Origin of the sequence: Sulfuricurvum sp. PD_MW2 (genome assembly GCF_002633015.1) — a bacterium.
Classification (GTDB): domain Bacteria; phylum Campylobacterota; class Campylobacteria; order Campylobacterales; family Sulfurimonadaceae; genus Sulfuricurvum.
The window spans coordinates 16,550-41,089 of sequence record NZ_NSIU01000008.1; the positions used below are offsets into that span (position 1 = coordinate 16,550).

A 24,540-nucleotide genomic window follows, 5' to 3' on the forward strand; every position below is an offset into this window, starting at 1 on the left:
AAGGATGGCGATAAGAGGGGGGAGTAACCCTAAGAGACCGTATTCGATTGGGGATCCTTAGAGTATCATTTGCAGACGCATAATACCTGCACGGTCAAATTGTTCTTTGTAGTACTCACTTCGTTTTTCATCGATCACTTCAAATCCAAGTTTTTTGTAGATCATCTCGGTCTCCACCGATCCGATTTCAACAGAGGTTTGAACTTTTCGGTATCCTTTTAGGCGTGCGGTGAGCATGCTTTTTCCGATGAGTTCTTTGAAGACGTCGAGCGATTTAAACTCCGGTTTGATCAACATAAAATCGAGGACAAACGTTTTGTTATCGGCTTCACCTTCACACAGCAAATACGCCGCAATCCGCTCATGATAGGTTTCATCAAACCCGATCTCTTCGAGTGCTTTGGAGAAAATTTCATGCGTTGCGATGCGCGGTTCATACCCGCAGATTGTTCCGGCACTCACTCCATTTGCAACAGCAATGAAAAAATTAGAAAAATGGCAGTAGCTTTTTGTCGTAGTGAGGGCGAGTTGTTTGAGATGGGATAGGAGGGTATCATTATCGGAAGTATTGAAAACCAGATCGAAAAGACCGATCTTTTTACTATTTCGCGAACTTTCCAAAAGGGCTTGGGCAATGATGTCAATATCCGCCTCAGTTGCTTTACGAACGGTAATACTCATCACAGCCTCACTCTACGAATTTTCAATATGCTATACTACCTAACTTTAAAATAAACTAAGAATTGTGACATGATGAAAATAACTTTGGCTTTTTTATTGATTGGCGGGTATTCATTCTTGTTTGGTGCACAACAGTTAATTGTTGTTCTTTCCCCTGAACTCAACGCTACAAAAGCATCGATGCAGCGGTATGAAAAAAAGAAAATTTGGGAGAAAGTGGGGATGAAAACAGCGGTAACATTGGGGCGAAGCGGTTTGGGATATGCGGCATTCAAAGAACCGCTAAAAAATGAGGGAGACGGACGTTCTCCTTCAGGATTGTTTTCGATCATGTCAACGTTCGGTTATGATCAAAATAGCACCTTTAAACTTCCCTATTGGCATGCGGATGACAACCTTTATTGTATCGATGATATAAACGATTCACGCTACAACCGAATGCTCCGTATTTTTGACAAGAGTGTTTTGCCCTCGAGCTATGAAGTGATGCACCGTTCCGATGGAGTCTATCGTTACGGTGCGGTAATCGGATATAACGATATGGCTCAAAAAGGGAGAGGATCGTGTATTTTTATCCATCTCAACCATAGTGATAAACATCCTACTTCAGGGTGTACGGCAATGGATGAAGCACCGCTGCTTGAAGTGCTCAAATGGCTCGAACCGCAAAAGAATCCTCAAATTCTACAAGTGATGAAAAGCGAGTGCGGGAAATACAAAGAGGAATTTGAGGGGATCGAGTGTGAATAATCATCGAGAAAATCTCGATGATAGAGGGAGTATTAGTTGTTGTGAACATCCACTTTCGGTGTTGTTGCAGTAGATGCAGGAAGCATCGGATAGATAATAGATGGTTTTTTACCCTCAAGTGATTTGAGAAATGTGTGGATTTCAGCCGTTTCTTGATCATTCAAATCGACACCGAGTTGGATACGACCCATCTCTTTGATTGCTTCGTTTAGGGTTGCAATTTGTCCGTTGTGAAAATACGGAGCACTCTGCGTTACGTTACGTAATGTCGGTACGCGAACCATGCCGTTGGCATCCCCTTTGAAATCTCCTACGTTCATGTGTTTGTATGGAGCAGCAACACCGAAAGCTTGCATCGTTCCACCAAGGGCGATATCGTTATGACACGTTGTACATCCCTTGGTAATAAAGGTTTTAAGCCCTTTTTGCTCTTCTTTGCTCAAAGCGTTTTTCTTGCCATTTAGGAAATCATCATAGCGAGATGGGGTCACAAGAGTACGTTCGAATACGGCAATCGTATCAGCAACTTTTGCAAAATCGATTTTGACATCTTTGCCGTATGCTTTTTTAAACAAGGTGACGTATTCAGGGATAGAGTTAACCACGCCTTCAACAAATGCTTTTGGAGCTGCCATCTCCGGTCCTGCTTGGATCGGTCCTTGGGCTTGGTCTTCGAGATGCGGAGAACGTCCGTCCCAGAATTGTTGGCTGTAAAATACTGCATTATAGACGGTTGGTGAACTCAATCCGTGCGGGTTGGAGGTCCATTTATGTCCGATAGCGGATGCCATACCATCCGTTCCGCCGGTAGCAAGGTTATGACAGGTATTACAACTGATCAACCCGCTTTTAGAGAGGCGTGGTTCAAAATAGAGCATTTTGCCGAGTTCCACTTTGGCTGCTGTCGTTGGATTTTTAAGATTTGAAGTCAATTTTTCAAGAGCTTTTGCAGAAGAGGGGATCGGTTTTAAACCGGCACTTTTAGCTTCATCGATGAGTGAAGCTCCCATCACAGTGGTAGCGACGATTGCAGAGATTACCAAGGCTTTCATGAAATATCCTTTAAAATGTAGAATGGGATAAAACAAAATTGTAGCACAGGGAAGCTAAAGGAAAATTTTTATCCTTTAGATAAGTACAAGTTCTTGAATAACTGTTGAGCGTTTGGTGTGTTCCAACCGTCGGCATGCCGATTCGAATGCCCCTGATTCTCCGACAACGATACAGTGTTTTTTTGCTCTGGTGAGTGCGGTATAGAGGAGTTTCGTATTAAGCATAATGTGATGTGAAAAACTCATGATGAGTACAACCCGTTCATATTCCATCCCTTGAACTTTATGGACACTCAATGCGTAGGATAGATTCAGATAGTTGTTTAACTGATCAAATTTATAGTGGACGATAAGCTCTTCGTTGGGGTAATAGACATAGCAAAGTTCTTCTTCCTCATCGATACGGAAAATGAGTCCGCACATACCGTTAAAAATGCGACGCTCACTTGCTTCAGCGGCCTCTTTGAACTCTTCGGGAGTGGTTGATGGGAGATTGTCGTTTTTGGTATGGACGACTTTGTCCATGAGTCGAAACTCCCCTTTATACGTTTTGATTTTCTTTTTTGGATTGGGATTGAAATACTCTTGCAGCAAAAGATTGAGGTTATCGACTCCCAACGCATTTCCCTTCATCGGTGAGATCACCTGAAAGGCGCTGAGATATTCACGTATCGCTTTGGCTTCGAGTTTTTGACGTGACTCGCTCAAATAGCGCAATGTGACATCTGCAACCGCTGCCAATGTATTGTGTGCAAGTGTTTTAAGGACATCTTCAAACTCCCCTGTAGAGAGGGAGTTTTTGAGGGCATATCGGTTGGGAAGTTCGACACTCAAAAAAGTAAAATCGTCATATTTTTCTTGATAGTTTGGAATGATTCCGCGACGAATGTCATTGGCAATAACAGCGATCGCCTGATCGGGACTTTGCCGGTAGATGTGTGTGAGCATGACCGTTGGGGCAAGGTTGAGGGCAATGGCATCGCTTAGAGGGCTTCCTGCTCCGATAGGAGGGAGCTGGGCGTCATCACCAACGATAATCACGATAGCATCACGGTCGATTTTAGCCATGAGACGTGCAAAGAGAAGCGAATTGATCATCGAAGCTTCATCAATGAGGATAACTTTGTAGGGCATTGTATCATGTGATTCAAATCGCACTAGGAGGCTTTGTATCGTTGCACTCTGATAGCCGCTGCGTTCTCGAATACGCTGGGATGCAATACCGCTCAAAGCACAGGTCATGATAAGGCTTGGTTCATGACGGGTAGCCAAGAGATCAAGAAGTGCTTTAGCCGTGGTACTTTTCCCGGTTCCGGCATACCCTACGAGTAAAATCAGTCCATATCCCCGGTTGATCAGATCCAGTGCCTCATATTGCTGTTCTCCCAAATTCAGCTCATGCGCTTTTAAAAAATCATTCAGATCCTCACTTAGTATCTCATGGATACTTTTACCACGACGTTTGAACTCGTCAATGAGAAGTATTTCCGCTTCATAGATACGGCGGGGAGATAGTTTTGAGCTGGGAAGCAGAGTGATACTTCCCTCACGCAGACGATCATCAAGTGCCTCTTCATAGGCTCTATGATCTGCCAATTCGACGAGTGAATCGAGTTTGGAAAAAAGGAGGTGTTTATCAATGCAGCTATTTCCCTCAGAATCGCAATATTCGCTGAGGGTATACTCCATTGCCGCACCGATTCGTCGTTCATCATCAAGTCGAAGCCCCATGTTTAGTGCGATTTCATCGGCTTTTTTGAACCCGATCCCGTTGATCCGCATGAGACCATAGGGATTGTTTTTGATCGCTTCAATTGGATCTTTTAACTCTTTGAGCGCTTCAGCAATGAGACGCAAGAGAGCGGGAGTAACCCCAAAAGGAGCTAAAAACTCACCTAGAGCGCGCATCGAGCGAAATTGTTTCCATCCGGCAGAGAGTTTGAGCAGACGCTTTTCGCTCATCCCTTTGATCTCTTTTAATCTGTTGATATCGTTATCCAAAATATCAATAAGGCCCTCGGTTCCGTATTTTTCGATTAATTCAGCGGTCAGTTTTTTGGTGAACCCTTTGACAACACGGTTCAAGAAAAAAAAGAGTTCGTTTTGATTGACGATGAGGGTATGGGCTTTGAAGGTTCGACCGTATTGCCGGTGTTCTTCCCAAGAACCTTTGAGGGTTACTGCGGCATCTTTGAGATTATCGATATCGCTTTCGTAATAATGGCTGCTGATTTTATCACCGCTTTTGAGAGCGGCGATAAAAAACCCGTTGTTTTGGTAGATTATCCGATCAATTTGACCGATGAGTGTTTGCATCAGGCTTTTACGCGGAGGTTTCTTTCCTCTTCTTGTGATTTATACAATTCCGCACACCCTTTGGCAAGTTCGCGAATTTTGAGGATGTAGTTGGCACGTTCTGTGACAGAGATCGCTTTGCGCGCATCAAGCGTATTGAACGTATGTGAGGCCATCATACACAAATCATACGCCGGAAGAGGAAGCTGTGCATCAAGGCAGCGTTTGCACTCGGCGGCTTTGGATTCGAAATCGTTGAAGAGCATCGCCGTATCGGCAATTTCAAAATTGTATTTGCTAAACTCGATTTCACCCTCTTTGTGAATGTCACGGTAAAGCGTTTTACCGAATTGATTTTCACTCCAAACGATATCAAATACGGTATCAACTCCTTGCAGGTACATCGCTAAACGTTCTGTACCGTAAGTAATTTCGACTGCTACAGGATCACAACTGACTCCGCCGACTTGTTGAAAATAGGTAAATTGGGTCACTTCCATACCATTTAACCATACTTCCCAACCTAGTCCCCATGCTCCCAGCGTCGGGGATTCCCAGTTGTCTTCTACGAAACGGATGTCATGCTCTTTGAGATTGAGACCGAGGTACTCTAAACTTTTGAGGTACAATTCTTGAATATTTTCCGGACTCGGTTTGATCAAAACTTGAAATTGATAGTAGCTTCCCAAGCGGTTTGGATTCTCACCATAACGTCCGTCTGTCGGGCGTCGGCTCGGTGCTACATAGGCAACTGACCATGGTTTTGAATCGAGTGAACGTAAAAAGGTAGCAGGGTGAAACGTACCAGCCCCGGCAGCCACATCGTAAGGTTGAACGATTGCACACCCTTGCTCGTTCCAAAATTGTTGAAGTTTTAAAAGCAAATCACCAAACGTAATCATAATGGTCCCAGTAAATAAAGTACGTGATTATACCAAAAAACGAATCTTCAAAGGGTTTCTTAAAGGAACTCCCCTTATGATAAGCAGATGAATTAGAGGAATATTATGAAGTATTGTTTATATCTGTTGTTTTTATACTTTTCACTTTTAGATGCAAAGCTATCGGATGAAAAAATTTCGGTACAACTGCAATGGGCAGATCAGTTTCAGTTTGCAGGGTATTATATTGCCAAAGAGAAAGGATTTTACGCGGATGCAGGTCTTGATGTAACACTTCGAAAATTCGATACCAACAAGCTTACGATCGATGAGGTAACTTCAGGGAGAAGTACCTATGGAATCGGTCGATCATCGATATTGATTGATCGCATGAAAGGGAAAAATATTGTAGCGCTTGCCGCAATGTTTCAAAGTTCGCCGTTTGTGCTATTGTCCAAAAAATCATTAGATATTAAGACTCCCCGCGATTTGATCGGAAAGCGCATCATGATGACCGAAGATTTTCAAGATACGATTTCGATTCGAGCGATGCTGAGTTCTCAGGGGCTTTCTCTCAATGACTTAAAAGTGATTGACCATAGCTATAATCCTATCGATATTGCGAATGGTAAAACCGATGTTATGGCATGCTATATCTCCAATGAGCCGTATGTTTTAAAAGAAAAAGGGATTGAAACCAATGCGATAAATCCTGAGTCATACGGATTCGATTTTTACAGCGACATCTTATTTACAACAGAATCAGAAATCAAAAATCATCCAAAGAGGGTACGGGCATTTGTGGATGCAACACTCCGAGGATGGGAGTATGCCTTTTCTCATATTCCCGAAACGGCTCAGTTGATTGAACGGCATTATAACGGACAGCATAAATCCCTTAAAAGTTTGATCTATGAGGGAGAAGTGCTTAAGTCGCTTGCGTATCGGGACAATCAACCTCTTGGTGCAATCACTCCGGATAAATTTCGTCGAATATCGGATATTTATCGAGTGATGGGTATTCCACAAAACGAGAAACGTTTAGAGGGTTTTATCTATGAAGATGTTACCAAACAAACGGTTCCGCTGAATCTCAATGAACGCTCTTTCTTGTACATGAATACGTTTCGATCTGTAGTCAAAACCGAATGGATCCCTTTTTATTTTAATACACAAAGCGATCCAAAAGAATTTCAAGGTATCTCGGCCGATTTTTGGAAGCTGATTGTTGAACGAACGGGGATGAAACATTCTTTTGTTTCCAGTGACACATGGGATGGTGTATTTCAAGCCATTAAAACGAAATCTGCAGATGTTATTATCGGTGCTTCACTCTCCAAAGAGCGAGAAAATTATGCGCTTTTTTCAAAACCGTATGCCACTTTTCCTTATATCATTGTTACCGGTAAATCGATCGATTTTCTTCCCGGAATGGAAGCATTGAAGGGCAAACATGTTGCGATTGCCCATAGTAATGGGATTAATGAAGCGATTGCAGCAAAATATCCGAAAATTATGCTTGTGGAGACTGAAGACACCAAAGAAGCTCTTGAAATGTTGCATGCACGAAGAGTCGATGCCGTCATTGATATTCTTCCGGTAGTTTCATATCTTATTAATGCTGAACACTATTTGGACCTAAAAATTTCAGGGACAACCGAATTTAATTTTGATATGAGGATAATGATGAGAAACGATTATCCTGAATTGAAATCGATCATTGACAAAGCAATCGATTCGATCACATTAGCCGATCGGGAAAAAATTCTAAATCGCTACATCGCGATTACGTATCAGAATAAAATCGATTATCGCTGGATTTTTGGAGTTTTATTAGGTGTTATACTGATTATCTCTTTTGTCATCTATCGACAATTCGAAATGGGAAAATACCATAAGAATTTGTTGAAAATAGCAACAACTGATCCGTTGACGGGTATCGCAAACCGGATCCGTTTGGATGAAAAATTAGAAGATGCACATCAAATTTATGAACGGACAGGGCGTACGTTCTCAGTCATTATGATTGATTTGGATTTTTTTAAACGGGTTAATGATACGTACGGTCATTTGGTCGGGGATCAAGTTTTGAAGTCGCTTGCCAATTTACTGAGTGAAAATATCCGTTCTATCGATACGGTAGGGCGTTGGGGAGGAGAAGAATTTATGATTATATGTCCCGAAACCAATATAGACGGTGCACTTCAATTAACGGCAAAAATACAATCGGTTATTGAAACAGAGGATTTTTCTGCGATACCTACGCTGACATGCAGTTTCGGAGTGAGTGAATGCCGTCGAGAAGATCGGATTGAAAACATTGTGGGACGAGCGGACAACGCTCTTTATAGAGCAAAAGAGGAAGGTCGAAACCGAATTTGTAGTGCTTAGGAAAATTTGCAGATAATGTCACCTACATTTTTATCTAAAGAGTCGGCGACAACAGAACATTTAACCTTGAGTAAAAAACAAATATTTTCTCGTCTTTGTGGGGTCATACACTCGTAATTTCCCATCCCCTTGGCGATGATCAAATCGGCATTGTCAAAGAGATTTTTTCCTTCATCCGAAGCCAATTCATACACAAATCCGGGAGTCGGAACACCGCTGTCGACGATGCGACAAATTTTGTCAATCTCCGCTTCATACGCCTCTTTGAGAGTAACATCGTTGATAATCGGATTGCCTCGCACCATATAGCTCAAATCGATATGAGGATAAAGCTGTTGCAGTGAGCGTATCGCCAACCCATCAAACAGGTGTTCTCCCGCATTATCACCGATGTACAAGACCGATTTGGCATTTTTGAGAGCAATGTGCAAAGCTTCACTGTCATCGTGGGCAAAAGAGGTATGAAAAATGGACATGATGGCTTCATGTAGATCAAAACTCACTTCTGCGGCCAAATCGATGACATTTCCAACTACTGCGGTTTTTAAAATAGCGACAAATGGTTCACTGTCGTTTTGAATCGTCTCTTCTAAAAATGGAAGATAGTGCTTAGCTTGTAGTGAAGCATGACGCTTTTGTTCGTTGTAGAGATCACTTGTATTGGCAAGCCTTGCCATCTCTTCATAAAGAGGTGTTGCAATGATCGGCGGTGAAAGGGTGAAATCAGCGGTTTTCAGTTGACTTTCGACATAGGTGATGATAGCAGTAGAGAGGGTTTCATCCGCTTCTATCGCTTCGCAAACACGACGGCTTTGGGCTGCTATGCAGCTGATACATTCATTTTGGATCGTCATTGAGCGTGGTCGTCGATCACTTTGCCCCACATGAGTTTGTATTTACGGCGCATGAATTCAACTTCTTGTTGAGAAAGTTTGAGTTGTTCGGTCAGGGTTTCAATCGTTTTGCGATCTTCTTCGTACAGTTCTTGAAGAGAGGAAAGGGCATCTTTTAGAAAATCATTTTCGTTTTTGATCGATTCAATCGTCTCTTCTTTTGCGACGAGCACTTTTTCATGAAGATTGATGATCGTTCCGATCGTTTTCTCAACAAAGTTTGCGCCCAGTGTGATATCGGCTTCCGATGCACTGAGTTCATGCATCGTTGCAGGGACAAGACCGTCCAGCCCTTGAGACGGATCGATAATCACTTCGCCGTCTTCAATAAGGGTTGTAAGTTTTCCTCTAACGATTAGTGCTTCGACAGCACTGCGATCCATATTCGTCATTTTCGCGTAATCGTCGATACTCATCCACCCTTGCATTTTTCACCGCCTTCAAATTTTGACTTAGTATAGCAAAATGCGTACCCAGATTAAAGCACGCAAGTGTACGCGAGCTTTCTGCTGAAGAAAACGCAGAGTTATCGTAGCCGAGCGGGACGTGTTCCGTCGGCGTTTGAAACTATAAGATAGTTTCGATTTCCAAAGAATCCATTTCTACTTTTTTCGCTTTAGAGATACGATCTTCCATGAGTTTCATGCGAAGTTCTTCATTCTCCAAAGCCAAAATCTGCATAGCGAGATAAGCGGCATTTACTGCTCCGGCTTTTCCGAGTGCTACCGTTGCAACCGGCATACCTGATGGCATTTGAACCGTAGAGAGCATAGCGTCCATACCATCCATCGCGCCTCCCTTCATCGGTACACCGATGATTGGACGGATTGTTTTCGAAGCCAAAACACCTGCTAAATGAGCAGCCATACCCGCAGCAGCGATAAAGACTTGTGCCCCTTTAGCTTCAGCTGTCGCAATGTACTCTTTGGTACGCTCTGGGCTTCGGTGTGCCGATGAGATAATAAGTTCGTATTGAACACCAAATTCTTCTAGAGTATCTGAACACGATTTCATAACATCAAAATCGCTTTTACTCCCCATAATAATTGATACGAATTTCATTGTTTCTCCTTTTTGTGTGGTTAACATTTGGTTACTGTTCCCATATCCTCGGTTGCCGGGATACGGAAAAAGGTAAAGTGAGGCAAGGCAGATGGGAGTTTAAAGCGGTTGAGATTTCCGCTGTGCACTTGATCCCAAAGTTTGCCGTTTTCAGCAAGCAGTTGTTTAAATGAGATGTACCATGTCCCATTTTCTTCCCATACTTTTCCGATCTCGTTATCGATCGGTTCAATAGGACTTCCTTCAGGGAAAACGAGTTCCATCGTATCATTAGGAAATGTTTTGTATTTGCACTCGAAAAAATCTCCTGATTCATCGACAATCCCACTCACTTGATGGGTTCCCATCATCATCGAGAAATCCAGATTTTGGGTATCGTTTTTTTCAAAAGGGCGATTGATGAGGTACGCATCGGTGAAACCGCGATTTTGCATCGTGTTTAGTTCACGTTGATACATATCACCATCAAAATGACCGGTATAATAATCATCGATCGCTTTGCGATACGTTTTAGCAGTGATAGCGGCATAATACGGTGCTTTGGTGCGACCTTCTATTTTGAGTGAATCAATACAACCTGCATCGAGAATCTCTTTGATATGCGACGCGAGGTTAAGATCTTTGGAATTCATAATATAGGTTCCGATCCCTTCGTCTTCCACGAGTTTGAACAGCGTCCCCGTCTCAGGATTTGCAGCATACATCTCATAAGGAAAACGGCAATCGTTTGCACAACTTCCACGATTAGGGACACGACCGCTTTGAAGGGTTGAGATCAAACAGCGGCCGCTGTAGGCAAAACACATTGAACCGTGAACGAATACTTCAATCTCCAAATCAGGGAGTTCTTTTTTAATCTCCTTGAGATCTTTTAGCGAAATTTCCCGAGCGGCGATGATACGGCGTGCTCCCATATCGTAATAGACTTGAGCATCGAGGACATTCATGACGTTAGCTTGGGTTGAGAGATGCAATGGCATGTCGGGTGCGATTTGATGAGCGAGTTTTAAGACTCCCGGGGTTGCAACGATAAAGGCATCGGGTTTCAAGGATGCCATAGTCGCAATGTGTTCTTTGAGAAGTTTGAGTTGGGAGTTAAAAGGAAATCCGTTGATTGTGACGTAGACTTTACGACCCCGAGCATGGGCGTAATCGATCCCCTCTTTGAAACTTTCCATGTCAAACTCTTTACCCGAACGGATACGAAGGGAGAAATGGCTAACTCCGCCATAGACGGCATCGGCACCGTAATCGATAGCGATTTTGAGTTTTTCTAAATTCCCCGCAGGGGAGAGGAGCTCGACTTTTTTCAATATGACTCTCTTGTGGTCAAAAATAGTGAGCGGATTGTACCGTTTTGTTTATTTATTTTTTCCCAAACGAAGCAAGTAATGCTTCAATATCATCACTACTTACAACATCTTCCGTCGTCGTATCCCCATGAATATGAACCGCGGATGTAACCCGTTTCGCATCATCGATTTTTCCGGCAAAGAGATGGTTCATATAGGTCGAGAGTGCCCGCATGACATTGATAACGCGTTCAATTTTTTGACGGTGAATATCTTGGTACTGCATAATATCCATGATATTCATGATGGTGTCTCCACCGTTTTGCAACATTTCCAAAACATCTTTGAGTTCATCAGATATTTTTTTATTTTCAGCTAATTGAGTTTTAAACGCCTCGATATGAGGGAATTTTTCGCTGAGAGTCGAAAAAAGCTCGACGTTACTCTTGACAACCGATTGAATTGCTTTGATATTTTTTTCACCATCGCCCAGATCGTTACTGATCCCTTCGATAAGATCAAAAATTTCGGATGCTTTTTGTTCACTCTCTTTGGTAACGTCGTCAAGTTGATGAACCATTTTATTATCATCGGTTGGCGGAGGCGGAGGCCAACTGTGCATAGCAGATACACGGTATTTATCGGGATCTATCTGATTGTAATGGTCATCGTCGGACGCTTCTTCTGATGAAGTTTCTGGGACAGATACGTCAGCTGCCTCTTCCGCTTCTTCAAATCCTACATCCATATCTATATCACCATTCATTAGTGCATCGAGTTCTTCTTGCGTCATGATCACTGTCCTAAACGATTTAAAATTGCACTATAATAACATTAAAACGATAATTTTTTCTTAGGAAGTATTCATGAAAGTCGATCTTCACAACCATACGATGCTTTGTAATCATGCTACGGGAACTGTAGCTGAGTATGTCGAAGCGGCAATTAACTGCAAAACAGAATACTTCGGATTTTCGGATCATGCCCCGATGCATTACGATCCAAAGTACCGTATGGGTTTTGATGACATGGATCTGTACGAATCATGGATAAAAGAAGCTCAAGAGCGGTACAGCAATCAAATCACCGTTTTATTGGGGTATGAAGTTGATTTCTTGCCGGGCTATATGGATGAGATTATTTTGAATCGCCCGTGTGATTATCTGATAGGAAGTGTCCACTTTATTGGCGATTGGGGATTTGATAATCCTGAATTCATTGGCCGATACGAAGGGGTGAATATTGATGATGTGTATCGTCGATATTTTGCTTTGGTTGAAACGATGGCTAAGAGCGGAAAATTTGATATTGTCGGCCATTTAGATCTATTGAAAGTGTTTAAATATTTGCCGACCGGTGATATTCGTCTTTTGGCAGAAAATGCATTAAAAGCGATTAAACAGGCGAATATGACGGTTGAAATCAATGTCTCAGGATACAGAAAACCGGTTGTTGAAGCCTATCCCTCACCGCTTTTGCTCGAGCAGATTGCTGAAATGGAGATACCGATTACCTTTGGTTCAGATGCTCATAACCAAGAGCAAGTAGGTTTGTATACGAAAGAGGCTGAAGCCTTGGCACGTGCAGTCGGTTATGAAAAATGTGCATTGTATCGTGGCAGAGATAGGGAATTGATTAAATTTTAATCATCGCAAACACTTCACTTTATGGCAAGTTTTGCTATACTACATTTAACTTTAATTACATTCAGGAGATTTGCATGGGTAAATTCGTAAACAGTGTCGACGAGTTTTTCAGTTTTTGTAAAGAGAACGACGTTCAGTTCGTAGATTTTCGCTTCACCGATATGAAAGGGACATGGCATCACGTTAGCTACCGTATGAGTGCGGTCAACAAAGGACACTTTGAAAACGGCCTTCCGTTCGATGGTTCTTCAATCGATGCTTGGCAGCCGATTAACCGTTCAGATATGCTTTTGATCCCAGATGCTCCAAGTGCTTTCATGGATCCGTTTACTGCTGATCCGACCATCATTGTTTTCTGTGACGTTTACGACATTTACAAAGGTCAAGCGTACGAAAAATGCCCACGTGCAATCGCGAAAAAAGCACTTGAGCACCTTGCTAACGCAGGTGTAGGTGACGTTGCGTATTTTGGACCTGAAAACGAATTTTTCGTATTCGACGATGTAAAAATCCGTGATGAAGCAAACTGCTCATACTACGAAGTAGATACTGAAGAGGGTGGTTGGAACGATGCAAAAGATTTCAAAGACGGTTTCAACACAGGTCACCGCCCACGTACAAAAGGTGGATACTTCCCGGTAGCACCAATCGATACCATGGTTGATCTACGCGCCGAAATGATGTTGGCGTTGGAGCAAGTAGGTCTTGAAGTAGTTCTTGGTCACCACGAAGTTGCACAAGGTCAAGGGGAAATCGGTATCGTTTTCGGAACACTTGTAGAAGCTGCAGATAATGTTCAAAAACTCAAATACGTTATCAAAATGGTTGCTCACCTTAACGGTAAAACAGTTACTTTCATGCCTAAACCGCTTTATGGAGATAACGGTAATGGTATGCACGTTCACCAATCAATCTGGAAAGATGGTAAAAACACATTCTACAAAGAGGGTGGTTACAGCAACTTGTCTGAAACAGCACTTCACTATGTAGGCGGTATTTTTGCTCACGCACGTGCGGTTGCAGCATTTACTAACCCATCTACCAATTCATACAAACGTCTTATCCCTGGATTCGAAGCACCGTCAATCTTGACGTATTCAAGCCAAAACCGTTCTGCTTCTTGCCGTGTTCCATACGGTGCAGGTGAAAAAGCGACACGTATCGAAATGCGTTTCCCAGATTCTACTTCATGCCCATACCTTGCATTTACTGCAATGTTGCTTGCAGGTCTAGATGGTATCAAAAACAAAACGGTACCGGTTGGACCGATGGATGAAGATTTGTTCGAACTTACTCTTAATGAAATCCGTGAAAAAGGTATCCAACAAATGCCACACACACTACGTGGTGCATTGGAATCATTGATCCGTGATAACGAGTTCTTACAACCGGTTATGACTCCTGAGTTTATCGATACATATCAAAACTACAAATTTGAAACACAAGTATGGCCTGACGAAGCTCGTCCGACTGCATTCGAATTCAAATCTACTTACTCTTGTTAATCTTCCGTGCGGGGTGAAAGCCCTGCACACTTTCTCTTCACTTCATTTTTATTAACTAAATTATTGTATTTTTCTTTTCTTGTCGCCAAGAAAAAGAAACAAAAGAAGCGCATCTCTTCGACAAATCGCTCACGCGACTATTGGCACTACTGCCATCACGCGTGGCTTTTAAGGATGTCGAAGAGATGTTTTATTATTTAAAACTCCCGTGATCTAATAACAAAGCGCCGCTCCGAAGGCAGTAGTGCAGAGAGGAACGTGCGTTCTTGGATCACGGTATGATCTTTTGGTACTTTTCTGACTAAACAGAAAAGTACATATCAAAAAGAGTATGAAGAGGAAGTTATGGAAGTTTCGGACCGGCAGCAGAGTAGTCGAAATCGCTATTGCCGTCGGTATATTTTTGAAAGTTTTTGATGAAAAGTGCCGCTAAATTATCACGTTGAACGAGATACGCATCACGATCTGCCCAGGCGTTACGAGGATTTAGGATCACAGGATCGATATCACCGAGTGTTTTAGGGATATGGAAACCAAAAGTATTAGTGATATCGAATTCACTCTCTTGGATTGAACCGTCCAAGATAGCATTAATACATGCACGGGTGTCTTTGATACTCATACGCTTACCGACACCGTATCCGCCACCAGTCCATCCGGTATTAACAAGATACACATTAACCCCGTATTGGTCAATTTTTTCCCCAAGAAGTTTGGCATAAACAGTAGGGTGCAATGGCAAGAACGCTTCTCCAAAACATGAACTGAATGTTGCAACCGGCTCAGTAATACCACGCTCTGTCCCTGCTACTTTAGCGGTATATCCGCTCAGGAAATAATACATTGCCTGCTCTTTGGTGAGTTTGCTTACCGGAGGCAATACACCAAACGCATCGGCAGAGAGGAAGATAATATTTTTTGGATGCGGTGCCATAAGGGAAGGCTGATGGTTTTCAATGTGCTCAATTGGGTATGAAACACGGGTATTCTCTGTTTTTGAATCATCGGTATAATCGACAATTCCGTCTTCATCAAACACAACGTTTTCTAGCAGGGCATTGCGGCGAATCGCGTTATGAATTTCAGGTTCGCTGGACGGGTCAAGGTTAATCACTTTTGCGTAGCATCCACCTTCGAAGTTAAATACACCTTCATCATCCCATCCGTGCTCATCATCACCGATAAGAGCACGTTTTGGATCTGTTGAAAGGGTTGTTTTCCCCGTACCGCTTAGACCGAAGAAAAGACATGTGTCGCCTTCGGTTCCAACGTTTGCCGAACAGTGCATAGAGAGCTTTCCTTCAAGAGGGAGCCAGTAGTTCATCATCGAGAAAATACCTTTTTTCATCTCTCCGCCGTACCATGTTCCGCCAATAATACACAGGTTGTCTTCTACACTAAAGAGGACAAAAACTTCAGAATTCAAACCGTGATTTTTCCACTTTTCGTTCACCGCTTTACACGCATTGAGAACGGTGAAATCTGGCTTAAACCCTTCAATTTCCGTTTCTGTAGGACGGATAAACATATTTTTCACAAAATGAGATTGCCATGCGATTTCAGAGACAAATCGAACTGAACGTTTACTTGATGGGCTAGATCCGCAAAATACATCGGTGATATAAAGGTCTTTATCAGAGAGTTGTTCACGTGCTACAACAAGAAGCTCATCAAAAACCACTTTATCGATTTTTTTGTTGACATCTCCCCATGCGATATATTTATTCGAAGGATCTTGATTGACAAAATATTTATCTTTTGGACTTCGACCGGTGAAGATACCCGTATCGACCATTGTTGCACCACTGCTTGCAAGTTTGCACTCGCCGTTATCGAGTTCGTGTTGAATCAGCTCATCAAAGCTAAGGTTATGGAAAATCTTTCCACTGTTTTTTATGCCTAACGTCTCAATCTCTGCGGAAATCATGGGTTGTTTTACCTTTTAGGGCTCACCTGTATACTGTATACAGATGAAGATTTGAAGCTTTCACTCCATTTATGGTGCGAATTATACGCCTCCAATTTATAAACGAGAATTAAAGTGGAGGATTATTTAAATTGTGATGCCAATTCGGTCAAAATTTTTGGTGCAAGAATTTCACTTCCGTTATATTTTTGAAGTTTAACCCCTACATTATTCATACTTTTTGCCGTATTTTTACATGCCATTTTAACAACCAGATAGTCGCAATCCTCTATGGTATCCGCCATTGTATCGTGTGCTTTGATATGTTCAATATCCCCTTCGTCATGATCACAGGTATGGTGTTCGTCATGATCGTGATGATGATCTTCTCCCGCTACTTTCGGATTGGCGCGCAATCCTTCCAATGTAAAGCTCTTAAACATTCCGCCACTGAGATTGAAGATCGCAAAATAAGGAGTATGCCCTGCATTTCCCGCCATTTTTAAACTCTCATCTACTACTGGTACTGCGATTTTCATACAATTTTCCTCTTGTCATGTTTGGAAAATTATGCCATATTCTCCTTAAATAGGTCGAGAGAGTATGGTTTTGTCGATTTTTGTTTTATTTAATCAAACTGTAAGATAATCGGCTCCATAATAGCAGCAGGGTTACAAGTGTAATCACTATTAAATTGTTCAAGGAGTAAACCATGAAACGTTCAGGTTTTACTATGATCGAGTTGATCTTTGTTATCGTTATTTTGGGTATTTTGGCTGCGGTAGCTATTCCGCGTCTGACTGCAACTCGTGATGATGCAAAAGCATCAAAAGTTGTAGCAGATTCTGCGACACTAATATCTGATTTAGGCAATTATTATACGTCAAAAGGCACATTTACCGGTGCAACATTGGGTGCTGTAACAAATGTTATGTTCGGTACTACAGCTGCACCTACGGCTGGTACTTCAACATTAACAACTGGTGGTTATACATTAACAGATGGTACAAATACATGTTTGACATTGACTACTGTTACAGCAGATGGGAATGTGACCGTCACTCCTGCTGCTCTTGGAACAAGTTCCATATGTGATCAAGCAATTAAAGCTGCTGTAAAATCTGGAATGGTTGGTGGTACAATTGCTGCACCAGCTGCTAAAACTACTCGCTTTGGTGGTTCAAGCGTAAGCTATTAAGTTCTTTTCATAGTTTAGCACCCACTCTTCAAGAGAGTGGGTCTATTATTTTGACTTTTGGGATTTGATTTAATATCGTAAAACTCAGAGTAATTAGGATGATTAAAATGAAACGAACGGCTTTTACGATGATTGAGCTTGTATTTGTAATTGTCGTTATTGGGATTTTGTCGGCAATTGCAATCCCACGACTAGCTGCAACGCGAGATGATGCACAAATTGCGAAAGGGAGAAGTGATGTTTCTGCTATTCGTGCTGCCATTGTCAGCGAACGGCAAACAAGGCTTTTACAAGGGAATACCGCATATATAAATCATTTAGATCATCAAGGTGCTACATCAGCAGATGGAGATACTTTGTTTGATAATAACGGTGTAGCAAGTCAAACATTATTGCAGTATGGCATTGCATCTGGATCTACAAATGGACATTGGCGAAAAACAGCTGCAGACACCTATCAATATAGAATTCTTGGAAATGATGTACAGTTTACGTATACGCAGGCAACCGGTGCATTTGATTGTAATCACAATAATGCTAATTGTAAACTTCTCACGGACTAAGCTAGCGATATTTTGAATTATTTTTATCATATAGCCCTTTTAGGCTCTCCTCTTGATCTTTTAACATACAGTACTGAAAAGTTGGTAGAAATTGGTACTGAAGTTACTGTAGTATTATCGAATCGAAGTATGAATGGGGTTGTCATCCGAGAATGTGAACAACCTGAATTTACCACTCTTTCGATAGGGGAAATCAAGCCTTTTTATTATTCTGAAACTCAAATACAAATTGCACAATTCATGGCTGAATATTATGGATGTTCACAGGGTGAAGCGTTGAATCTATTCGTCCCCTTTAGTAGAAACGTGAGTGATGCTTATCAAAGAAACTCTGCGTCATCGATTAGTGTTACTCTCTCACAACTGCAAACACATGCTCTGGATTTTATCCGTTCACATCCTGTTTCTCTCTTATTTGGAGATACCGGAGCGGGAAAAAGCGAAATTTATATGAAACGGATGGATGAAGTGTTGAGTGAGGGGAAACGGTCTTTGTTACTTCTCCCTGAAATCTCTCTCACTCCTCAGATGGAGAAGCGATTTCGTAATCATTTCGGTGATGCGGTAGTGTTGTGGCACTCGAAAATGACACCGAAGCAAAAAAAGGTGACGCTGGAGAAAATCTATAATGGAACGGCACATATCATCGTCGGTCCCCGTTCCGCACTGTTTTTACCAATCGTGAATTTGGGGCTGATAGTGGTGGATGAAGAGCATGACGAGAGTTATAAATCCTCATCGCGTCCTCGCTACAATGCCCGCGATATGGGGGTTTATATCGGTAATCTTCTCAAAATCCCTGTTGTTTTGGGAAGTGCTACACCGAGTCTTTCAAGCTATGCAAAATATCCCTTTTATCGTTTGCGAGGGGGGTATTATCAATCCGAACGGACATTTGTATTTGAACCTTCACTTGAAGCATTGACACCTGGAATCGATACCAAAATAATGGAAAATTTTGATGCAGGGCATCAGGGAATTGTTTTTATCCCAACACGGGCAAATTTTAAATATACGGTGTGTGAGAGTTGCGGATATCATGTGGAGTGTCCGTTTTGCAGTGTCGGAATGAGCCAACACAAAAACTCCCGTGCCCTTAAATGTCACTACTGCAACTATACGGAAATGCTTCCCTATGTGTGTCCGAAGTGTCAAAGCGGTGCATTGCGCACGGCACGGCTGGGAACAGCGGAAGCGGTAGAACATTTTGGAAATCTTAGTCGAGAGCTGCGGGTACAGCAGTTTGACCGTGATGTGATTACAACTCAAAACAAACTTATCAAAGCACTTGAAGCATTTAACAATAAAGATACCGATTTGCTAGTAGGGACGCAAATGCTTTCCAAAGGTCATGATTATCATGATATTACCCTTGCCGTAGTGATGGGGATTGATAACCTCCTCTCTCAGAGCGACTACCGTGCTCGGGAAAAGGCGTTATCGTTGCTCATCCAAATCGCCGGACGGAGCGGTAGAAAACAAAATTCGACCGTTTGGGTCCAGAGTTTTAACGAATCGTTTTTTCGAGCCTATGTGGAGGATTATGAGCAATTTTTGATCGATGAGATGAAGCTCAGAGCGGATCGTTATCCTCCTACCAGAAAATTGGCACGATTGCTCTACGCACACAAAAATGGAATGAAGGCAAAAAGAGAAATGGAGTTGGCGGTGCAGCAGTTGGAGCAACTGGGCCAAGTTCAGATTGTCGGATACGGAGCCTCTCCGATTGAAAAAATAGCTGATAAATACCGGTTTCAGATACTCTTACGCAGCGATAAAAGTACCGATCTGATCCGTGCTATCAAACAGGTGAAATCGAGTCTTTGCGAGATTGATATGGATCCCATAGAATTTACATAACTTTCTTTTAACATCAAAATCGTTACAATCTACACTATGATAACACGCTATCCAACTAAACAAATTTTCGTCGGTAATGTCGCCATTGGCGGTGATGCGCCTATCTCGGTGCAGTCAATGACCTATTCGCGTACTGCGGATGTAAGTGCAACAGTGGAGCAGATTAATCGTCTTCATTTTGCCGGATGTGACATTGTCCGCGTAGCGGTTCCAGATGAGGAAGATGCACATGCTCTCAAAGTGATCAAAGAGCAGATTTCTCTCCCTCTGGTGGCAGATATCCATTTTAACTACAAGCTTGCTCTCATTGCAGCAGAGAGTGTTGATTGTATTCGGTTCAACCCCGGAAACATCGGAGAAAAATCGCGTATCCGCGAGATTGTAAAAGCGTGCCAAGAACGTAGTATTCCCGTTCGTATCGGAGTCAATGCGGGGAGTTTGGAAAAAGAGTTTGAACAGCGTTACGGCGCTACCGCGGAGGGGATGGTTGCCTCGGCAGAGTATAACATCAAATATCTCGAAGATCTCGGATTTACCGATATCAAAGTTTCTCTCAAAGCGAGCGACGTTCAGCGTACTGTCGAAGCGTATCGGATGTTGCGTCCTAAAAACAACTATCCGTTTCATCTTGGAGTGACCGAAGCGGGGACGGTATTTCATGCAACGATCAAAAGTGCAATCGGTTTGGGAACGCTCCTTTTGGAGGGGATCGGGGATACGATGCGCGTTTCGATCACGGGTGAACTCGAAGAGGAGATCAAAGTAGGTCGTGCTATCCTCAAAGACAGCGGAGTCGCTAAAGAAGGCCCCAATATTATCTCTTGCCCGACCTGCGGGCGAATCGAAGCAGATTTGGTGAGTGCGGTCGGTGTGATCGAAGAGAGGGTCAAACATATCAAAAAGCCGCTTGATCTCTCTGTCATGGGGTGTGTCGTAAATGCTATCGGAGAAGCAAAACACGCCGATGTCGCTATCGCCTATGGGAAGGGATCGGGTTTGGTGATGGTGAAGGGTGAAGTCGTTGCCCGTTTGGATGAGGATAAACTGGTGGACCGTTTTGTCGAAGAGGTTGAAAAAATGGCAGAAAAAGAGGATTAAATGGAAGAATCTTTATACAATTTAGCGTTTGAGCGCTCGGTTCTCAGTTCCATTATTTTTGATCCTGCGCAGTTTGACGATTTTGATGCGATCCTTACACCGGACGATTTTTATCTCGCAGCGCATCAAGAAATTTATCGTGCCATGGTATCTTTGGCACATAGGGATCTCCCTATCGATGAAGAGTTTATCCGTAAAGAGCTTACGGTAAAACAAAAATTCGATGAACGGGTGATGGTCGAGATCCTCACCGCCAATCCGATCGCAAATACCAAAGCCTATGTGCAAGAGATCAAAGATAAGGCGATGAAGCGTCATCTGCTGACTCTCACGACAGAGATTAAACGGGTAGCGCTTGAAGAAGAACTCAGCGGAACCGATGTGGTTGATTTGGTTGAACAAAAGCTCTACGAGATTACTCAAAGCTCTCAGGCAACCGATTTTAAAGATGCCCCCTCTATAGCCGATGAGACATTGGCGTATATCGAAGAGATGAAAGCACGCGGGGATTCTGTACTTGTTGGGGTCGATACGGGGTATGCGGAACTCAATAAAATGACCACCGGTTTTGGAAAAGGGGATCTCGTTATCATCGCTGCCCGTCCTGCGATGGGGAAAACCTCTTTTGCGCTCAATATGGTTCAAAATCTTCTTGATAAAGGGCGCGGTGTCGCATTTTTCTCATTGGAGATGCCTGCGGAGCAATTGATGTTGCGTCTGCTCAGTGTACAAACGTCGATTCAGCTTCAGCGCCTTCGTGTCGGGGATATGAATCCCCAAGAATCGAAACAGCTTAATGATGCCGTTGAAAAAATGCGCCGATCGAAACTTTTTGTTGATGATCACGGATCGGTCAATATTCATCAGCTTCGCTCTAAACTCCGCAAACTCAAAGCTCGCCATCCTGAGATCGAACTCGCTGTTATCGACTACCTCCAAATCATGAACGGGACGGGGGGGAAAGATCGTCACCTCGAAGTGAGTGAGATTTCACGGGGACTCAAAATGCTCGCCCGTGAGCTAGGAATACCGATTGTCGCTCTTTCACAGCTCAATCGCGGACTCGAATCGCGCGCGGATAAGCGTCCGATGCTGAGCGACATCCGTGAATCGGGATCGATCGAGCAGGATGCCGACATCATTCTATTCGTCTACCGTAATGACGTATATCTCTACAAAGAGGAGAAAGAGCGCGAGAAAGAGGCGATTTCAGCTGGAAAAGAGTTTATCTCCAAATACGTCGAGAAAGAGGAAGAGGAGGCGGAAATTATCATCGGTAAGCAGCGTAACGGTCCGACGGGGCATGTAAAACTGATGTTCCAGAAAAAATTTACCCGTTTTGTCGATCGTCCGACATTTGGTGCGGCACAAATCGTCTATGAGACTATTGATACGAAAAGTGCGACGATGAATATTATTGAAGATAACGTATCGATGCCGATAATATAATGTCTAAACTGGAGCGTGTCGAGCTTTTTGATCGTAAAAGCGGTGCTCTTTTTTCTCTTTTTCTCCTCTTTGTTCTGTCTGTTTCCCTCTCGTATGAGTATTATCAATTTTCTCGACTCAAAATATTCGATGATCCGTTGATCCGTGCTTCTGTCATCGATCAAGAAGTCCGTTTGATCGGTGAACAGCCTAGAACTTCCATGAAGCTTCGTTTGGAAGGCGGTGCAAGTGTACGGTGCATTATGTCTCCATATTTGCGGGATTTGCGCGGACGTGAAGTATTGATAGAACTGCAAGTTGCGAATGTGAGTTTTTTAGAGTATCTCAAAGGATTTCGAACACGCGGCCTTATTGTAGAAGTATATCCCTCGTTGAGCCTCAAAGAGCAATGGTATCGAACGATCGCGTCATATCATAGCGATCAATGGATGAAAGAGCTCTACGGTGCACTTTTCGTCGCTACCCCCATGTCGCAGGAGTTACAAACGTTGGTAGGGGGCATGGGACTGAGTGCGGCACTATCAATTAGCGGGTATCATTTTGGTATTTTGAGTCTGATCGCCTATTTTTTTCTAAGAAAGCCTTATCGATGGGTTCAAAATTGGTATTTCCCCTATCGGCACGGCAATCGCGATTTGTTTTGGATGGTGGCGGTATTGCTTTTTGCGTATCTGGCTATTTTGGAATTCAATCCGGCGATGGTACGCTCATTTGGGATGATTATGGTGGGATATTGGCTCTATGATCGGGGAATCAAAATTATCTCTTTTCAAACTCTATTGATTGCAGTGGGACTCTTGCTCGCTTTTTTCCCAAGACTGTTTTTCTCCCTGTCGTTTTGGTTTTCATCGTTTGGGGTATTATCAATTTTTATTTTTATCCGCTATTATGGACATTGGAAAGCTTGGCAGATATTTTTGGCACTCAACGTATGGTGCTATTTGGTCTTGTTGCCTATCTCTTTGGCCATTTTCGAAACTTTTAGCTGGGCTCATGTGGGGTCTATCCCGATCAATCTCCTCTTTAATCTATATTATCCAACGGTTTTGGTGCTGCATTTGACTCCATGGGGAGATTGGTTTGATCCGTATTTGAGGTATATGTTTGAATCTACAGAACTAAAATCTGTTCTGATCCCGATGTGGGCAGGGATTCTTAGTATTGTATTGGCACTTGCGGCGATGTGGCGAAAAGAGGCGTTTTGGGCGTTAGGTGTTTTGGGATTCGCTACGCTGGGTAGCGCGATTTATCAGATAGCATAGTTTCATTCCATAGATTACAATAATCCATGAGACATAGATCCATAAAAAGAAGAAGATGAGGGCAGAAAACGAGCCGTACATCGTCGCATAGGTTTTGTTGTAAAAAACGTACTGGACGAAACTGTTTTTTGCCAATCCCCATACAATCGCTACAATAAATGAACTAATGGCGGCAGCTTTGAGAGAAACATCGGCATTCACCGCTATTTTGTAGATTAAAAAGAAAATAGCCCATAATAGTAAAAATGGAAAAATAGAGAGTGCATGGAGAGCAAAACCGGTAATGTTAGCTTCTAAATAGGCTTTGAGGCTCATTGATGCAATCAAGACAATCGGAGTAAGGCTGATCAGAGTCCAATACGTTGTAATTGCATCCCAAATGCGGCGTTTGGACGTTTTAAATATCTTTCCCACAATATGTTCAAAGTTCTGAAAGAAGAGGAGGGAAGAGACAATCATTGTTGTAAATCCAATCACCCCAAGTTGTACGGAATTTTGGAAAAATGATTCGAGATATCCTGCCACGGCAGTTGTTTGTACGGGCATCATATTTTCGAAGATAAAAATCTGAATTTTCGCATATTGTTCATTGAAAACAGGAACATTGGCAATCAAACTCAATGAGATGATAAGAAGCGGTACTACGGTAAATATCGTATAAAAGCTAAGACTTGATGCATATACGGTAATTTCCCGATCAAAAAGCATTAGGAAAAAAAGTCGTACATGCCGCAGTGCCGCTTTGAGATTCATCAA

General features: G+C 42.7%; 22 protein-coding genes. 10 read left to right on the forward strand and 12 right to left on the reverse strand.

Features of this window, described 5'->3' with window-relative positions:
* Positions 1–57 precede the first annotated feature (57 nt).
* Complete coding sequence (locus CJD30_RS05310; protein ID WP_294917080.1) at positions 58–681, reverse strand: acyl-CoA acyltransferase; 624 nt, start codon at positions 679–681, stop codon at positions 58–60.
* 69 nt (positions 682–750) lie between these two features.
* On the opposite strand from CJD30_RS05310, the gene CJD30_RS05315 reads away from it, so the two are divergent.
* The gene (locus tag CJD30_RS05315) at positions 751–1,431 is read left to right on the forward strand and encodes a L,D-transpeptidase family protein (RefSeq protein WP_294917082.1); all 681 of its coding nucleotides are present in this window, start codon (positions 751–753) and stop codon (positions 1,429–1,431) included.
* 32 nt (positions 1,432–1,463) lie between these two features.
* Here CJD30_RS05315 and CJD30_RS05320 read toward each other — a convergent pair whose 3' ends face one another.
* The 3 genes from CJD30_RS05320 to glyQ form a co-directional block, all read right to left on the reverse strand.
* Positions 1,464–2,483 (reverse strand): cytochrome-c peroxidase, encoded by a 1,020-nt coding sequence (locus tag CJD30_RS05320; protein WP_294917084.1) that lies wholly within the window; start codon positions 2,481–2,483, stop codon positions 1,464–1,466.
* A gap of 75 nt (positions 2,484–2,558) precedes the next feature.
* Entirely contained in the window at positions 2,559–4,799 is a 2,241-nt protein-coding gene (locus CJD30_RS05325) for an AAA family ATPase (protein ID WP_294917086.1), read from the reverse strand.
* A complete protein-coding gene (gene glyQ, locus CJD30_RS05330) occupies positions 4,799–5,680 on the reverse strand; it encodes a glycine--tRNA ligase subunit alpha (RefSeq protein WP_294917089.1) in 882 nt (293 codons plus the stop codon). The genes CJD30_RS05325 and glyQ overlap by 1 nt, the downstream gene beginning before the upstream one ends.
* A 105-nt stretch (positions 5,681–5,785) precedes the next feature.
* Here glyQ and CJD30_RS05335 point away from each other — a divergent pair, with 105 nt between their 5' ends.
* Positions 5,786–8,050, forward strand: a complete 2,265-nt coding sequence (locus CJD30_RS05335; protein ID WP_294917092.1) for an ABC transporter substrate-binding protein — start codon at positions 5,786–5,788, stop codon at positions 8,048–8,050.
* Here CJD30_RS05335 and CJD30_RS05340 read toward each other — a convergent pair.
* The 5 genes from CJD30_RS05340 to CJD30_RS05360 all read right to left on the reverse strand — a co-directional run bounded on the left by CJD30_RS05340 (position 8,047) and on the right by CJD30_RS05360 (position 12,090).
* On the reverse strand, positions 8,047–8,934 hold the full coding sequence (locus CJD30_RS05340) for an ARMT1-like domain-containing protein (RefSeq protein WP_294917095.1): 888 nt from the start codon (positions 8,932–8,934) through the stop codon (positions 8,047–8,049). The genes CJD30_RS05335 and CJD30_RS05340 overlap by 4 nt on opposite strands.
* Positions 8,901–9,371 (reverse strand): DUF3972 domain-containing protein, encoded by a 471-nt coding sequence (locus tag CJD30_RS05345; protein WP_294917097.1) that lies wholly within the window; start codon positions 9,369–9,371, stop codon positions 8,901–8,903. Before CJD30_RS05345 ends, CJD30_RS05340 begins: the two co-directional genes overlap by 34 nt.
* Before the next feature lie 139 nt (positions 9,372–9,510).
* Positions 9,511–10,005 (reverse strand): 5-(carboxyamino)imidazole ribonucleotide mutase, encoded by a 495-nt coding sequence (gene purE / locus CJD30_RS05350; RefSeq protein ID WP_294917099.1) that lies wholly within the window; start codon positions 10,003–10,005, stop codon positions 9,511–9,513.
* 20 nt (positions 10,006–10,025) lie between these two features.
* Positions 10,026–11,318, reverse strand: coding sequence for a peptidase U32 family protein (locus CJD30_RS05355; protein ID WP_294917102.1), 1,293 nt, complete (start codon positions 11,316–11,318; stop codon positions 10,026–10,028).
* 52 nt (positions 11,319–11,370) lie between these two features.
* The gene (locus tag CJD30_RS05360; RefSeq protein ID WP_294917104.1) at positions 11,371–12,090 is read right to left on the reverse strand and encodes a chemotaxis protein; all 720 of its coding nucleotides are present in this window, start codon (positions 12,088–12,090) and stop codon (positions 11,371–11,373) included.
* 73 nt (positions 12,091–12,163) lie between these two features.
* On the opposite strand from CJD30_RS05360, the gene CJD30_RS05365 reads away from it, so the two are divergent.
* Together CJD30_RS05365 and glnA are read left to right on the forward strand one after the other, a co-directional pair.
* Positions 12,164–12,943, forward strand: coding sequence for a histidinol-phosphatase (locus tag CJD30_RS05365; RefSeq protein WP_294917106.1), 780 nt, complete (start codon positions 12,164–12,166; stop codon positions 12,941–12,943).
* A 74-nt stretch (positions 12,944–13,017) separates the two neighbouring features.
* Positions 13,018–14,448 (forward strand): type I glutamate--ammonia ligase, encoded by a 1,431-nt coding sequence (gene glnA, locus CJD30_RS05370; RefSeq protein ID WP_294917108.1) that lies wholly within the window; start codon positions 13,018–13,020, stop codon positions 14,446–14,448.
* A gap of 343 nt (positions 14,449–14,791) precedes the next feature.
* On the opposite strand, the gene pckA is transcribed toward glnA, so the two are convergent.
* Positions 14,792–16,375, reverse strand: a complete 1,584-nt coding sequence (pckA, locus tag CJD30_RS05375) for a phosphoenolpyruvate carboxykinase (ATP) (RefSeq protein ID WP_294917110.1) — start codon at positions 16,373–16,375, stop codon at positions 14,792–14,794.
* 122 nt (positions 16,376–16,497) lie between these two features.
* Positions 16,498–16,893 carry a hypothetical protein gene (locus CJD30_RS05380; RefSeq protein ID WP_294917113.1) on the reverse strand — a complete coding sequence of 132 codons (396 nt, stop codon included), beginning with the start codon at positions 16,891–16,893 and terminating at the stop codon, positions 16,498–16,500.
* A gap of 173 nt (positions 16,894–17,066) precedes the next feature.
* On the opposite strand from CJD30_RS05380, the gene CJD30_RS05385 reads away from it, so the two are divergent.
* The 6 genes from CJD30_RS05385 to CJD30_RS05410 all read left to right on the forward strand — a co-directional run bounded on the left by CJD30_RS05385 (position 17,067) and on the right by CJD30_RS05410 (position 23,784).
* Positions 17,067–17,552 carry a prepilin-type N-terminal cleavage/methylation domain-containing protein gene (locus CJD30_RS05385; protein WP_294917116.1) on the forward strand — a complete coding sequence of 162 codons (486 nt, stop codon included), beginning with the start codon at positions 17,067–17,069 and terminating at the stop codon, positions 17,550–17,552.
* A gap of 107 nt (positions 17,553–17,659) precedes the next feature.
* Positions 17,660–18,115: a type II secretion system protein gene (locus CJD30_RS05390; RefSeq protein ID WP_294917118.1), complete on the forward strand. Its 456-nt coding sequence runs from the start codon at positions 17,660–17,662 to the stop codon at positions 18,113–18,115.
* Between the two features lie 12 nt (positions 18,116–18,127).
* Positions 18,128–19,975 carry a primosomal protein N' gene (locus tag CJD30_RS05395; protein WP_294917120.1) on the forward strand — a complete coding sequence of 616 codons (1,848 nt, stop codon included), beginning with the start codon at positions 18,128–18,130 and terminating at the stop codon, positions 19,973–19,975.
* Positions 19,976–20,011: 36 nt separating this feature from the next.
* Complete coding sequence (gene ispG / locus CJD30_RS05400; RefSeq protein ID WP_294917123.1) at positions 20,012–21,073, forward strand: flavodoxin-dependent (E)-4-hydroxy-3-methylbut-2-enyl-diphosphate synthase; 1,062 nt, start codon at positions 20,012–20,014, stop codon at positions 21,071–21,073.
* Complete coding sequence (locus CJD30_RS05405) at positions 21,074–22,522, forward strand: replicative DNA helicase (protein WP_294917126.1); 1,449 nt, start codon at positions 21,074–21,076, stop codon at positions 22,520–22,522.
* A complete protein-coding gene (locus CJD30_RS05410) occupies positions 22,522–23,784 on the forward strand; it encodes a ComEC/Rec2 family competence protein (RefSeq protein WP_294917128.1) in 1,263 nt (420 codons plus the stop codon). Before CJD30_RS05405 ends, CJD30_RS05410 begins: the two co-directional genes overlap by 1 nt.
* Here CJD30_RS05410 and CJD30_RS05415 read toward each other — a convergent pair.
* Positions 23,731–24,537 (reverse strand): YihY family inner membrane protein, encoded by an 807-nt coding sequence (locus CJD30_RS05415; protein ID WP_294917217.1) that lies wholly within the window; start codon positions 24,535–24,537, stop codon positions 23,731–23,733. The two genes, CJD30_RS05410 and CJD30_RS05415, sit on opposite strands and share 54 nt — an antisense overlap.
* Between the last annotated feature and the right edge of the window lie 3 nt (positions 24,538–24,540).